The following is a 13,572-nucleotide window of genomic DNA, read 5'->3' on the forward strand; positions in this document are numbered from 1 at the left end:
TATGCTTAGAACTTTGTTTAGTTTTTTTGTAGTAATGCTAATATTGTGTACTCTTATTTATCCTTTTGCTTTAAATACAGTTGCAAAATTTATTTTTCCTTATCAATCAAGTGGAAGTTTAGTGGATAAAGAAGGTCGTCCGACTTTGGATATAAGCAAAGCGGTAGGTTCAAAGCTTTTGGGTCAAGATTTTAATAAGCCTTATTTTCTACATTCAAGAGCATCTGTATCAAATTACAATACAAGTGATACAAATGAAAGCAGTGTAAGTTCAGGTGGATTTAATTATGCTATGTCAAATCCTGCTTTAAAAGAGCGTGTGCAAAAAGATTTGCAAAAATTTTTAGATGAAAATCCGCAAATTACAAAAGAACAAATTCCTTTGGATTTGTTAAGCGCTTCAGGATCAGGACTTGATCCTCATATCAGTCTTCAAGCAGCCCTAGTGCAAATTCCTAGGATAAGTCAATCTTCAAAAATTACCAAAGAAGAACTAGAAAAAATCATTCAAGAAAATACCGAGTCTAAATTTTTAGGGATTTTTGGGGAAGAAAAGGTTAATGTTTTAGCTGTTAATATAGCTATTGCTAAAGCCATGAAAAAGAATAAACATGCAAAGACAAAGTCCTGAACAAATTCTTAAAAAACTTGAGGTTAAAGCCAAGGAAGAAGAAAAAAACAAACTTGCAAAATTAAAAATCTTCTTAGGTTATGCTGCAGGTTCTGGAAAAACTTATGCTATGTTAAGTGAAGCTAGAACTTTAAGGGATAATGGAGTTGATGTTGTTTTAGGCTATATAGAGCCTCACGATAGACCTGAAACAATGGCTTTAACACAAGGTTTTGAAAGTATAGCTAATCTTGAAATTCCTTATAAAAATATAGTATTAAAAGAATTTGATTTAGACGCTACCCTTAAGAGAAAACCTGCTTTGGTTTTAGTAGATGAGCTTGCACACACTAATGCTAAAGGGTTGCGTAATGAAAAGCGTTTTCAAGATATAGAAGAACTTCTAAAAGCAGGGATTGATGTTTATACTACTTTAAATATACAACATTTAGAAAGTTTAAATGATTTAGTCGCTAATATCAGTAAGATAGAAGTTAAAGAGCGTATTCCTGATCGTATTTTTGATGAGGCTGATCAGGTAGAACTTGTTGATATTGAACCTAATAAGCTTTTAAAAAGAATGCAAGATGGTAAAATTTATAAGGAAAAACAAGCTAAACTAGCACTTGAAAATTTCTTTCGTCAAGAAAGACTTATAGCTTTGCGTGAGATTGCCTTAAGAAGACTTGCTTCAAGAGTGAATTTAAGAGCAAGTGAACAAAGGCTTATTAATGATGATTTAGCTTATCATACTGGAGAGCATATTTTAGTTTGTATTAATGCTTCAAATGCAAAGGTTATTCGTGCAGCTGCAAGACTTGCTTTAGCTTTTCATGCTAAATTGAGTGCGCTTTATATAAAAAATCCCAATATTAAAGAAGAAAAAGCCTTAGAAGAAAATATAGAACTAGCTAAAAGTTTTGATGCTGAAATCATTAGCGTATATGATGATGATATAGCAAGACAAATTGCAGAGTATTCAAGCCTTAGCAATGTTTCTAAAATTGTTTTAGGTAAAAATAAAGATAAAAAAAAGTTTAAAGAAGAGATTTTTGAAGCTGTTGCTAAAAAAGCACCCAATATTGATTTATATCTTGTTAATGAAAATCAAATTTCTACTCCTAAAATACGAAGTAAAAAAGGTTTTGATTTTTTAGGTTTTTTAAAAATCACAGGAGTTTTGCTTTTAGCAACTTTTATAGCTTTTGTATTTCATAAATTTAATACTCAGCCAAGTAATATAGTTATGATTTTTATTTTAGCAGTTTTTGCTTCTTCTTTTATTTCTGATAATAAAATTTTCGCCTTTTATTCTTCTTTGGTAAGTGTTTTGATTTATAATTTTTTCTTTTTAGAACCTATTTTTAGTCTTAAAGTTCATGATAGTGGAAATATTATTACTTTTACAACTATGTTTATAGTTGGATTTTTAACAGCTGTTTTTACTAGAAGATTAAAATTGCAATCTAAAGAACTCACTGAAAGAGCTTATAGAACGGCTATTTTGCTTGAAAATAGTGAAAAGTTAGCAAGAGTGAAAAGCAAACAAGAGCTTTGGGAACAACTTGGAAATCAAGCTTTAAAATTATTAAATTTACCTATTATTATTTATCCTATAAATAAAAACAATATTTTATCGAAACCTTTGTTGTTTTTTAACGATGATAAGCAAATGTTAAAAAATTGTTTTAGTGCTGATGAGATTGCTATTGCTCAATGGGTTGCAACAAATAAAGAAAGAGCAGGTGTTTGTACAAATACCTTGCCTAATGCTAATGCTATGTATTTACCTATAGAAGATGGGGAAAAAACTAAAGGGGTCATAGGTATAGTTTTAAAAGAAAAACGTCCCTTGCAAGACTTTCAGTATGAAATTTTAAGTGCTTTACTTAATGAGGCAGGAGTTAGAACAAGGGATATATTTTTATTATAAATCCCTTAATTTATTAATCTCATCTCTAATAGCAGCAGCTTTTTCAAACTCAAGTGCTTTAGCTGCTTCAAGCATTTGCTTTCTTAACTCTTTGACAATTTTTGCTCTTTCGTTAGCAGGCATTTTTTCTAGTTTTTTACCTTTGCGATAAATTTCGCCTAAATCCTCTTCATTTTTCAAGCTCTCTTCAATATGGCGTTTGACTGAAGTTGGCGTGATATTGTATTTTTTATTATAAGCCATTTGAAGTTTGCGGCGTTCATTGGTGGTATCCATAGCTTCTTGCATGGATTTTGTGATTTTTTTGCAAAAAAGCAAAACCTTACCATTGACATTTCTAGCTGCTCTTCCCATGGTTTGGATTAAACTTGTAGTGCTTCTTAAAAAGCCTTCCTTATCTGCATCCATAATGGCAATGAGTGAAACTTCAGGCAAATCAAGTCCTTCTCTAAGTAAGTTAATGCCAATTAGCATATCAAAAGCACCGCTTCTTAAACCTCTTATGATTTCATTGCGTTCTATAGCATCGATGTCTGAGTGCATGTATTTGACTTTTATACCAAGCTCTAAATAATACCTTGTAAGTTCTTCAGCGAGTTTTTTAGTTAGCACGGTTACTAAAACCCGTTCGTTTCTTTGTATGACTTTTTTAGCCTCATCAAATAAAATTTCAACCTGATTATCACTATCTTTTAATTCTATTAAAGGATCAAGCAGTCCTGTAGGACGCATGATTTGATGAAAGATGTTTTCTTTGCTAAGTTCAAGTTCTAAAGGTGCAGGTGTAGCTGAAACAAAAAGAAATTGACAATTTTTATGGATAAATTCATCAAACATTAAAGGACGGTTATCCAAGGCTGAAGGCAAACGAAAACCATAATCCACCAAGGTTTGTTTTCTGCTTCTATCTCCTGCAAACATACCTCTAAATTGTGGTAAAGATACATGGCTTTCATCGACTATAACAAGAAATTTCCTATCTTTAATCGCAAAATAATCAAAAAGTGTATAAGGAGTATCACCTTCTTTAAGTCCTGTTAAATGCCTTGCATAATTTTCAACGCCTTTACACATTCCTGTGCTTGTAAGCATCTCAAGATCAAATTCAACTCTTTGTTTAAGGCGTTGATATTCTACGAGTTTATTTTCATGCTCAAAATAAGCAAGGCGTTCGTTAAGTTCTGCTTTGATATCTTTTATCGCTTGTTTTAGTCTTGTTTCGCCCACGCTAAACTGGCTTGTAGGATAGAGTATGAAGCGTTTTAAATCTTTGCCTTTTTTATTTTCTAAAACATTGTAATGATACATAGCATCAAGTTCATCGCCAAAAAATTCAAGTCTTACTACTTCATCTTCATAATAAGCTGGATAAATGTCTATAATATCTCCTTGAACTCTAAAATCTGTACGATCAAAAAAATTATCATTTCTTTTATAACCCATATCTACAAGTTTTTTTAAAAGTTCTTTTTGTGAAATTTGCATACCTAGTTCAAAGATTAAAACCATGCCTATGTATTCATTTGGATTGCCAAGTCCATAATTTGCTGAAACACTAGCTATACAAACCACATCTTCATAACTTAAAAGAGAAGCAGTAGCACTCAGTCTTAAACGCTCTAAGTCTTCATTAGTAGAGCTGTCTTTTTCTATGAAAACATCAGTGCGTGGGATATAGGCTTCAGGTTGATAATAATCATAATAAGATATAAAATATTCCACATGATTTTTAGAAAAAAAGCCTTTAAATTCGCTATAAAGTTGTGCACAAAGGCTTTTGTTGTGACTCATGATAAGGGTAGGTATATTAAGTTCTTTAATGACATTTGCCATGGTAAAGGTTTTTCCACTTCCTGTAACGCCTAGTAAGGTTTGATATTTGTTGCCTTTTTTTATACTTTTTACTATACCTTTTATGGCTTCTTGTTGATCGGGACTGGGTTTAAATTCGCTGGTAAGTTCTAACATTTTTCTACTTTATTTTTATTTTTGAAAAAATTTTAAAAGAAAATGCTTTAATTAAAAATTAATTGACAATAAAAACCTAAATTTAAATTTTTTTCTGCTACAATATCAAATAATATTTTCCATAAATTACAAATTTCTTAAGAAGGCAAAAATATGTTTGATGAAAAAATAATCAATACTATGACAGATAAAGTAAATGAATTAATTGAAAAGTATAACGAAGTTTGCGAAGCCAATGAGGCTTTAAGAAATGAGCTTGTAAGTGTGAAAGCGCAAAATGAAGCAAAAAGCAATCAAATCATGCGTTTAGAAGAAGAACTTAAATCTCGCAATATAGAAAGCGAAGATATTTATAAGAAAATAGAGGCTGTTCTTGGCAGATAATCTAAAACAAGTCATTGTTAATGTTAATGCAAAAGATTTCATTGTTAAGTGCAGTGAAGAATTTGCAAATTTTTTAGAAGATGATATCGCTTTAATTTCTGGCGGTACTAAAAAAATAGAACTTAAACGCTTTGTAGATGCGTTTGTTAAAAAAAGTTATGAAAATTATATTTTAGAAAGAGAACTTAAGAAACTAATAAAAGCAATCAATGAAGAACTCCCGACAAAATGAATAAAGCTTTTACTTTGCTTGAGCTTGTTTTTGTGATTTTGATTTTGGGAATTTTATCAAGCTTATCTTTATCTTTTATCAATACTACAAAAGATGAGGTTAAAATTTTAAAATTAAAAATGGACTATGAAATGCTAAGCTCAGCTCTTGCTTTAATGCGTAGTCAAATGAGACTTAAAAATTTAAATTTTCCAGAAATTTTAGATAATGCACAAAACAATCAAGCCAAAGAAAAACTCTTTTATTGTTTAAATGATTGTGATTATTCTTTGCTTGATACACCTATTTATTCTGATTTTAAATCTTGGATAAAAATAGGTAAAAATCACTATAGATTTGCATTAAATGCCAAAGAGATGGTTGAATTTATTTATGATTCTAAAGAAGGTTTGTTAAAGTGTATAGGAAGTTCTAGATGCAAAGATCTGATATAAGATATTATGAACTTGCAATTTGTGGTTTGTATTTGGATAATTTAACTTTTCATAGTTTTGATGAAATCAAACCTTTAACACAAGTATTAGTGGATTTAAAAACTAAAAAAAACCTTAAAGCTATCGTGCTTAAAGAATGTCAAAAACCTGATTTTAAAACCGTAGAAATTAAAGAAATTACAGGGTATTTTCTAACTCCTTTGCAGTTTGAATTGGTAAATTTTATTGTTTATTATTATGCTTCAAAACTTGGTTTTGTTTTGGGTTTTTTTGAAACTAGTCCTAAGTATAAATGTCACAAAATGTTTTTTAAAGATACCCCTAAGCTAAGCAATCAACAACAAAATGCCTTAAGTTTTCTTCAAAAAGAAAATAATTCCTTGCTTTTTGCTGATACAGGTAGTGGCAAGACTGAAATTTATATTTCTTTGATAAAAGAGTGTTTAGAACAGGGTAAACAAGCTTTACTTTTGATGCCAGAAATCGCACTCACTCCACAAATGCAAAAGCGTTTGGAAGTGTATTTTAAGGATAATTTTTTCCTGTGGCATTCTAAAATTTCAAAGAAAAAAAAGCAAGAATATTTAGAGCGTTTTTGCAAGGGAGAAGTGCTTTTAGTAGCGGGTGCAAGATCGGCTTTGTTTTTGCCTTTTAGAAATTTAGGACTTATTGTAGTAGATGAAGAACACGATAATTCTTATAAGGCTTCTAATCAGCCTTTTATCAATGCAAGAGATTTAGCACTTTTTTTGGGTCAAAAAAATAATATTAAAGTGGTTTTAGGTTCTGCAACTCCATCTTTAACGAGCTTTTATAAACAAAAAAGTTTTAGATTAAAAGGAACTTTTTTTGACAGTAAAAAACATTTTTTATATGATGAAAATGAGCTTGGTATAACACCTATGCTTTTAAGCGAATTAGAAAAAAGTTTAAAACATCAAAAACAAGCTATAGTGTTTTTACCTACAAGGGCTAATTTTAGACAAATCATTTGCAAGGATTGTGGGGAAACGATAAAATGTCCTTTTTGTTCTATCGCTATGAGTATGCATAAAAAGAAAAATGTTTTAAAATGTCATTATTGTAATTATACTTCTTTGATAGAGCAAAATTGTCCAAGTTGTAAAGGAGAAATGTTAGAAGCTAGAAAAATGGGGACTGCTGAACTTTTAGAGCTTTTGCAAAATGCTTTACCTTTAGCAAAAATAGTAAAATTTGATAGCGATGAAATCACAAGCGTTAAAAGGCTTAATACTATTTTAAAAGACTTTAATGAAAATAAGATCGATATACTTATTGGCACCTCTATGCTTGCTAAAGGGCATGATTATCATAGTGTGGATTTGAGTGTGATTTTAGGGCTTGATGAGTATTTGTTTCGTCCTAGTTTTAGAGCGAGTGAAGAAACTTTAGCTTTAGCTATGCAAGTTGCAGGTAGGGCAGGGCGTAAAGGCGAAGCAAGAGTACTTTTGCAAACAAAAAATAGAGCTTTTTTTGAAAGGTATATAGAGGATTATGATGCTTTTTTAAAAGATGAGTTAGAAAATAGAAAAGATCTTTATCCTCCATTTAAACGCCTTTTAAGAGTTCTTATAGAAGATAAGGATCAACAATCCTCACAAAAGCTTTGCGAAAAACTTGCCTATCAATTTAAAAATATCAAACAAGTAGAATTGGTAGGCTATGGAATTTGTGGAGTTGAAATGCTGCATGGAAAATATCGTTTTTATTTATTACTTAGAAGTGAAAATCACAAAGCTTTAGTGGCAATTGAAAATTATATTTTGCAATTTAAAAATGTAAGTGCAGATATTGATCCTATTGATTTTGTGTAAGCAAGATAATTATTTATCTTTGTATATCTTTTCAAATTCTTTATAATATTTCCAAGAGTCAATAATATGAGGATGTGTTTGTTTTAAATGATTTAGTTCATTTTCAAATATATTAAAAAAAGTATAAATAAGTGATTTATTTTTTATAAAATAATCTATCACATCTTTTTCTTTCATCATTTTTGTTTCTGTTTCGTCTATGGTTATTTTAATTTGATGTAAAAAATTATGTAAATAATGTTTAATTGTTGAAAATAAAAGATTGTTTTGTTCTAATTGCTTAAAATTATTTTTATCAATATATACACCCATATCATTACATAGGTCATTTTTTATAATTTCTTGTATTATGTCTATTTTTTCATTATTAATGTGTTTTCTGTCTAAAATTATGGGAATGCTAGAAGTTTTATCAATATTAAAATTTTTATTATTTTTAGGAGTATTAAGATAAAAGGTATTGTTAATATCCTTAGAATTTGCATAAAGTGTAATAGGAAAAAGATAGCGAATATAACCTCTAAATTCTTTAATTTTAAATAAATCTAATTTATCTTTATGGGGGGGGTAAAATTAAAATTTATAGCAAGTAAATTCATAGTATCGAAGGCCTTTGATTGGCGGATTTCTTCCATATCAAGATAGTATACATTGTCTTTGTTAAAATATTTTAATAAATAAGAGATGATAAAAACTCCTTGTTGTAGTTCGTTTATATCGATTTTAATTTTATGATTTTGATGAGTAAGATAGTCAATATAATAACGCCAATCATAAGTTAGATTAAATTCAGGGGGATAGTTTCTTAAAACTTTACTCCAATCTCTTCCCCAGTTATGCTTTAAAATTCCTATTGGATCGCGAACTCCACAAATAATTTTAGAGTTAAAATCCAATAAAGATAGATATTTATCAAAATAAGGTAGATTAATTTCTGATATATTAATAGCATATTGAGTAATTGTATTGTCATTTAGACACATGTAATTAAGACAATATCTTTCTTTGGCATCAGGTGGTAAAACCCAGGAGGCAAAACAAGTTACATCGCAACATTGATTAAGGTATCTTAAAAATGCTGCTGCTCCAACGCCATGTGGAGAAATATAGATAAATTTATAGTGTTTAGGCAGGGGCAAATTTAAATCCCAAGCTAATTCTGCGCAATGTCGACTAGCATCTATTTCTATAAAATTAGGATTGATTAAAGGTGGATAAGGATGTTTTGTTGATAAATATCTATTCTCAAATTCGCTAGAATTGAGCCAAGTGCAAATTGTTTCAATATTTTCCAAAACAAAGGTAAAAAATTTTTCATTATTCGAATTTTTTAAAGCTTGTAAAAGAATTTGAGCCAAGGTTGGAGTTAGGTTATTTTTTATATAGAGTAAAAGATTTTGCATATAACCTCTTTTAATTGTATTTAATTTATATGTATAATTCATAAATATTTAAATGTCGTGAAATTTAAATATATTATCAAAAATAAACTTTAATTAAAGCAATAAAAAGTTAAAATTTGATATTAAAATTTTTCAAAGAGTGAAGTTATGGAGTATAAAAGATTCAAAACCAGACAAATCAAAGTAGGAAATGTTTTAATAGGCGGTGATGCACCTATTTCAGTTCAATCGATGCTTTTTACTAAAACAAGAGATATAGAAGGTTCTTTAGAACAAATCAATCGTCTTTATTTTGCAGGAGCAAATATAGTGCGTTTGGCGTGCTTGGATATGGCTGATGCAAGGGCTTTAAAAGAGATTAAAGCTAAAAGTCCTTTGCCTTTAATCGTAGATATTCATTTTAATCATAATTTGGCTGTATATTGTGCTGAATTTATCGATGGAGTGCGTATAAATCCTGGCAATATAGGCTCTAAAGAAAATATCAAAGAAGTGGTAAAAGCATGTAAAGAACAGGGTATCCCTATACGCATCGGTGTAAATCACGGCTCCATAGAAAAACAATTTAGCGATAAATTTGGCTATGGTGTCGATGCTATGCTAGAAAGTGCGATGTATAATATCAAGCTTTTAGAGGATTTAGACTTTTTTGATATTAAAATTTCAATGAAGACTTCAGATGCTCAAAAAACTATAGAAGCTTATGAGAGATTAAGACCGCTTTGTGGCTATCCTTTTCACTTAGGGGTAACTGAAGCAGGAACTAAATTTCATAGCACCGTAAAAAGTTCTATAGCTTTAGGAAATTTACTTCTTAAAGGTATAGGCGATACTATGCGTGTTTCTATGACGGGCGAACTTGAAGAAGAAATTCGTGTAGCAAGGGCGATTTTACAAGATAGCGGAGTGCAAAAAAGCGGAGTAAATATCATCTCTTGTCCAACTTGCGGTAGGATTCAAAGTGATTTGTTAAGTGCGATTAAAATCGTAGAGGAAAAAACCAAGCATATAAAAGAACCTTTAAATATCAGTGTCATGGGCTGCGTGGTAAATGCTTTGGGTGAAGCTAAAGGTGCTGATGTGGCTATAGCCTTTGGAAAAAATCAAGGACTTGTTATAAGACATGGTGAAGTTGTAGCTAAATTAAAAGAAAGCGAACTTGTAGATAGATTTTTAACTGAAGTTGAAGATGAGGTTAAAAGTAGGGCTGCAAAAGAATAAAAGCCAAGAAGCAAGGTTTAACCTTGCTTTTAGAATGGCCATATCGCTTCTATAACTTTACTACCCCAAGGTTTTCTTGTGCTTCTATCCACTTCACCTTCTGTTTTATAGAGAATTTTAGCATCTGCTATATATTTACTATCTATAGTATTGTCTTGACCGATGTCATAAGGACGAATAACACCGCTTAATTGTATGATTTGTTTTTCTCCGTTGATTAAAAGCTCTCTTGAACCTTCGATAAAATAGTTACCATTTGATAAAATTTTAATTACACGTGTTGAAATTGTAGTATTGAAACTTTCATTTCTGCTTTGTGAGCCTGTTCCTGTGTAGTTGTTTGAACTATTGGTTTGAAAGCCTATATTAGAATAAGCATTGACTTTATTAAGAGCATTAGCTACCACTCCTGAACTTCCTTTTAAAGCACCTCCGCCTAAATTTGAGGTATTAGTTCTACTTGTTGCTTTATTGGCTTGTGTGCTTTGAGTGGTGCTTTCTTGTATAATAACTGTAACTAAATCATTTACATTCATAGCTTTTTTATCTGAAAATAAAGGATTATCCCCTTTGCCAAAAAGAGATCCTGGTGCACTTTCTACATTATTACTTTGTTTTGGTGCAAGTTCTTCTACATAAGCAGGTGGTTTCATTGAAATTTGTGGATCAACCGTTGCAGAACAACCAAAAAACGCAAACGGTAACACATAAAATAAAACTTTTTTCATTTTCGTCCTTTAAAATATAAATTTTTTATTTTTATTTTGTTAAAATTAGAAAAAGCAAAGAGTGTTCCACATTTATAAATTCAAGGAGAAAATGATGGCAAATCTTTATTTGATGAGATCTAGAAGTGATGAATTAAATACTATTATTAGTACAAATTTGCTTAAAAATTATAGCAAAATTTACAAAAATATCGCAATTTATTGTCCTGTGATATACATACATCGTGTCCCTGTTTTGCAAGGTTGGTTGGAAGAATTTAATATTAACCAAACCGTAAAAAGTGCTTATGGTTTTACCTTTAGAGAAGCAATGGAGGAATTTAGCAAAGATCCTCATAATTTTTTTAATGTTATTTTAGAAGAATACGAAGAGTTAAAACGCAAATACGATTTTGTGCTTGTAAATAGCTTTTGTGAATTTGGAATACTTGATGGATTTGATCTTAGTATAAAATTGGCTAAAAATCTTAATACCCCTATTGCTGCTATTATTAACGATGAAGATAAACTTATAGCTCAAAAATATTTCGATCATGCCCTAGATGGTCGTAATTATGTTTTGATTAATGAAAATTTTAATTTTGAAGAAGTGCAAAAGCTTGAAGAGTATGATTTTATAACTCCGCATCGTTTTAAATATGAATTGATTAAACAAAGCGTAAAAAATAAAAAAACTGTTGTTTTGCCAGAAAGTAATGATGAGAGAATTTTAAAAGCTGCTGAAATTTTATTAAAAAGTAAAGTTGTTGATCTTATTTTATTGGGTGATGAGGAAAAAATCAAACAAGATGCTGCTAGATTAAGTCTTGATTTAAGTACTATACAAATTATGAATCCACTCAATTCAGAATATAATCAAGAATTTACTTCCATTCTTTACGAGGCAAGAAAATCTAAAGGAATGAGTTTAGAAGAGGCTAAGATGCTAGTTCAGGATAAAACTTATTTTGGAACTTTGCTTATACATACTGGAAAAGCTGATGCTATGGTTAGTGGAGCATCGACTACTACGGCTGAAACGATTCGCCCTGCATTGCAACTTATTAAAACCAAAGAAGGTATTAGTTCTGTTTCGGGAATTTTCTTTATGGGGCTTGAAGATCAAGTTTTAGCTTTTGCTGATTGTGCTGTAAATCCAAATCCAAGTGCTGAACAGCTTGCAACTAGTGCTTATGTAAGTGCTATGACTGCTAAGTCTTTTGGACTTGAACCAAAAATAGCTTTGCTTTCTTATTCTAGCGGTGATAGTGGTAAAGGGGAAAGTGTAGATCTTGTAAAAGAAGCATTAAAGATTGCTAAAGAAAAATACCCTGAGTTAAATATAGATGGTCCTATGCAGTTTGATTGCGCTTACGATCCAAAAACTGCAGCAAAGAAAATGCCAAATTCTAAGATAGCAGGCCATGCAAATGTATATATTTTTCCTGATCTTAATGCAGCAAATATTTGTTATAAAGCAGTTCAAAGAACTGCTAATGCTTTAGCAATCGGTCCTATTTTACAAGGTCTTAAAAAACCTGTTAATGATTTAAGTCGTGGATGTTTGGTAGATGATATTGTAGATACTGTTATTTTAAGTGCTATACAAGCTCAATAGAAAGGAATAATAAATGAAAATTTTAGTTTTAAATTCGGGTTCTTCATCGATTAAATTTAAATTTTTTGATAATAAAGTCGTTAAAGCGAGTGGCTTAGTAGAGAAAATCGGAGAGCAAAATTCAAAAGTTATATTAAAAAATGTTTTAAATAATGAAAGTTTTGAAAGAGAATTAACGATAAATAATCACGAAGAAGGACTTAGTATAGTCAATGAGCTTTTTAAAGAATCAGGAATTTTAGCGGATTTAAATGCTCTTGATGGCTGTGGTCATCGTATAGTTCATGGGGGAAGAAATTTAAGTGAGCATTGTTTAGTAGATGACTATGTTCTTAAAGAGATAGATAGGGTTAGTATTTTTGCTCCTTTGCATAATCCTGCCCATTTAGCAGGTATAAAAACAATGATTAAAGCTGCACCTAGTGTTGCAAATGTGGCTATTTTCGATACAGCTTTTCATCGCACTATGCCTGATTTTGCTTATATGTATGCTTTGCCTTATGATTTTTATGATAAGCATAATATTAGAAGATATGGTTTTCATGGGACTTCTCATGCTTTTGTCAGTTCTAGAGCGGCAAGTTTGCTTGAAAAAGATAAAAGTGAACTAAATGTTATCTCCGCTCATCTTGGAAATGGTGCAAGTGTATGTGCCATAGAAAAAGGTAAGAGTGTAGATACTTCTATGGGATTTACTCCGCTTGAAGGACTTATTATGGGAACGCGTTGTGGAGATTTAGATCCTGCTATTTTACCTTTTATTAGTCATCTTAAGGGTTTAACTATAGAAGAAATAGATACACTGATGAATAAAAAAAGTGGAGTATATGGAATTTGCGGTTATAATGATTTTAGAGATATAGAAAGAGAGATAGAACAAGGTAATGATAAAGCACGCTTGGCTCTTGATATGTTTTGTTATCGTCTTGTCAAATATATAGGATCTTACTTTGCTGTGTTGCCAAAAACCGATGCTATTATTTTTACAGGTGGCATAGGAGAAAATGATAGTTTGGTTCGACAAAAAGTATGTGAGAGATTAGCTCATCTTGGTATCGAGTTAGATTTTGAACTTAACAAACAAAGGATTTCGGGCGAAAGAATGATAAATCATGCAAATTCTAAAGTTAAGGTGCTTGTTATTCCTACAGATGAAGAATTAGAAATCGCTAGAATCACAGAAGAACTTATCGGTAAAAATTAAATTTTAAAAACTATATAAATCTT

At 30.5% G+C, this 13,572-nt stretch carries 11 protein-coding genes and 1 pseudogene; 9 read left to right on the forward strand and 3 right to left on the reverse strand.

Translation table 11 applies throughout. The features are described from left to right. Position 1 precedes the first annotated feature (1 nt). Together kdpC and ELQ05_RS03645 are read left to right on the forward strand one after the other, a co-directional pair. Complete coding sequence (gene kdpC, locus ELQ05_RS03640; RefSeq protein WP_134239949.1) at positions 2-631, forward strand: potassium-transporting ATPase subunit KdpC; 630 nt, start codon at positions 2-4, stop codon at positions 629-631. Next, positions 612-2,543 (forward strand): sensor histidine kinase KdpD, encoded by a 1,932-nt coding sequence (locus tag ELQ05_RS03645; protein ID WP_070316955.1) that lies wholly within the window; start codon positions 612-614, stop codon positions 2,541-2,543. Before kdpC ends, ELQ05_RS03645 begins: the two co-directional genes overlap by 20 nt. Here the strand turns inward: ELQ05_RS03645 and uvrB are convergent. Beyond that, entirely contained in the window at positions 2,538-4,511 is a 1,974-nt protein-coding gene (gene uvrB, locus ELQ05_RS03650; RefSeq protein ID WP_044780530.1) for an excinuclease ABC subunit UvrB, read from the reverse strand. The two genes, ELQ05_RS03645 and uvrB, sit on opposite strands and share 6 nt — an antisense overlap. Before the next feature lie 153 nt (positions 4,512-4,664). On the opposite strand from uvrB, the gene ELQ05_RS03655 reads away from it, so the two are divergent. The 4 genes from ELQ05_RS03655 to ELQ05_RS03670 are packed head-to-tail and all read left to right on the forward strand — an operon-like array spanning position 4,665 to position 7,396. Further along, positions 4,665-4,895: a hypothetical protein gene (locus ELQ05_RS03655; protein ID WP_002852327.1), complete on the forward strand. Its 231-nt coding sequence runs from the start codon at positions 4,665-4,667 to the stop codon at positions 4,893-4,895. Further along, entirely contained in the window at positions 4,885-5,127 is a 243-nt protein-coding gene (locus tag ELQ05_RS03660; RefSeq protein WP_002854947.1) for a hypothetical protein, read from the forward strand. Before ELQ05_RS03655 ends, ELQ05_RS03660 begins: the two co-directional genes overlap by 11 nt. Continuing rightward, on the forward strand, positions 5,124-5,561 hold the full coding sequence (locus tag ELQ05_RS03665; RefSeq protein WP_002852324.1) for a prepilin-type N-terminal cleavage/methylation domain-containing protein: 438 nt from the start codon (positions 5,124-5,126) through the stop codon (positions 5,559-5,561). Before ELQ05_RS03660 ends, ELQ05_RS03665 begins: the two co-directional genes overlap by 4 nt. Further along, positions 5,543-7,396 carry a primosomal protein N' gene (locus ELQ05_RS03670; protein ID WP_044780529.1) on the forward strand — a complete coding sequence of 618 codons (1,854 nt, stop codon included), beginning with the start codon at positions 5,543-5,545 and terminating at the stop codon, positions 7,394-7,396. Before ELQ05_RS03665 ends, ELQ05_RS03670 begins: the two co-directional genes overlap by 19 nt. Positions 7,397-7,405: 9 nt before the next feature. On the opposite strand, the pseudogene ELQ05_RS03675 reads toward ELQ05_RS03670, so the two are convergent. Further along, a pseudogene (locus ELQ05_RS03675) lies at positions 7,406-8,799 on the reverse strand (DUF2972 domain-containing protein). Positions 8,800-8,946: 147 nt separating this feature from the next. Between ELQ05_RS03675 and ispG the strand changes: the two are divergent. Beyond that, entirely contained in the window at positions 8,947-10,020 is a 1,074-nt protein-coding gene (gene ispG, locus ELQ05_RS03680) for a flavodoxin-dependent (E)-4-hydroxy-3-methylbut-2-enyl-diphosphate synthase (RefSeq protein ID WP_134239950.1), read from the forward strand. A 29-nt stretch (positions 10,021-10,049) separates the two neighbouring features. On the opposite strand, the gene flgH is transcribed toward ispG, so the two are convergent. Next, positions 10,050-10,748 (reverse strand): flagellar basal body L-ring protein FlgH, encoded by a 699-nt coding sequence (gene flgH / locus ELQ05_RS03685; protein WP_057042773.1) that lies wholly within the window; start codon positions 10,746-10,748, stop codon positions 10,050-10,052. Positions 10,749-10,839: 91 nt separating this feature from the next. Here flgH and pta point away from each other — a divergent pair, with 91 nt between their 5' ends. Continuing rightward, entirely contained in the window at positions 10,840-12,345 is a 1,506-nt protein-coding gene (pta, locus tag ELQ05_RS03690; RefSeq protein ID WP_079862139.1) for a phosphate acetyltransferase, read from the forward strand. Between the two features lie 13 nt (positions 12,346-12,358). Then, the gene (locus ELQ05_RS03695; protein WP_134224812.1) at positions 12,359-13,549 is read left to right on the forward strand and encodes an acetate kinase; all 1,191 of its coding nucleotides are present in this window, start codon (positions 12,359-12,361) and stop codon (positions 13,547-13,549) included. Positions 13,550-13,572 lie beyond the last annotated feature (23 nt).

Origin of the sequence: Campylobacter sp. US53 (assembly GCF_004378995.1) — a bacterium.
Lineage (GTDB): Bacteria > Campylobacterota > Campylobacteria > Campylobacterales > Campylobacteraceae > Campylobacter_D > Campylobacter_D jejuni.

Excerpts from the sequence above, each read along its gene's own strand:
- uvrB (WP_044780530.1), bottom strand. The coding sequence starts at position 4,511 with ATGTTAGAACTTACCAGCGAATTTAAACCCAGTCCCGATCAACAAGAA.
- flgH (WP_057042773.1), bottom strand. The coding sequence starts at position 10,748 with ATGAAAAAAGTTTTATTTTATGTGTTACCGTTTGCGTTTTTTGGTTGT.
- ispG (WP_134239950.1), top strand. The coding sequence starts at position 8,947 with ATGGAGTATAAAAGATTCAAAACCAGACAAATCAAAGTAGGAAATGTT.
- kdpC (WP_134239949.1), top strand. The coding sequence starts at position 2 with ATGCTTAGAACTTTGTTTAGTTTTTTTGTAGTAATGCTAATATTGTGT.
- pta (WP_079862139.1), top strand. The coding sequence starts at position 10,840 with ATGATGGCAAATCTTTATTTGATGAGATCTAGAAGTGATGAATTAAAT.
- ELQ05_RS03665 (WP_002852324.1), top strand. The coding sequence starts at position 5,124 with ATGAATAAAGCTTTTACTTTGCTTGAGCTTGTTTTTGTGATTTTGATT.
- ELQ05_RS03655 (WP_002852327.1), top strand. The coding sequence starts at position 4,665 with ATGTTTGATGAAAAAATAATCAATACTATGACAGATAAAGTAAATGAA.
- ELQ05_RS03645 (WP_070316955.1), top strand. The coding sequence starts at position 612 with ATGCAAAGACAAAGTCCTGAACAAATTCTTAAAAAACTTGAGGTTAAA.
- ELQ05_RS03670 (WP_044780529.1), top strand. The coding sequence starts at position 5,543 with ATGCAAAGATCTGATATAAGATATTATGAACTTGCAATTTGTGGTTTG.
- ELQ05_RS03695 (WP_134224812.1), top strand. The coding sequence starts at position 12,359 with ATGAAAATTTTAGTTTTAAATTCGGGTTCTTCATCGATTAAATTTAAA.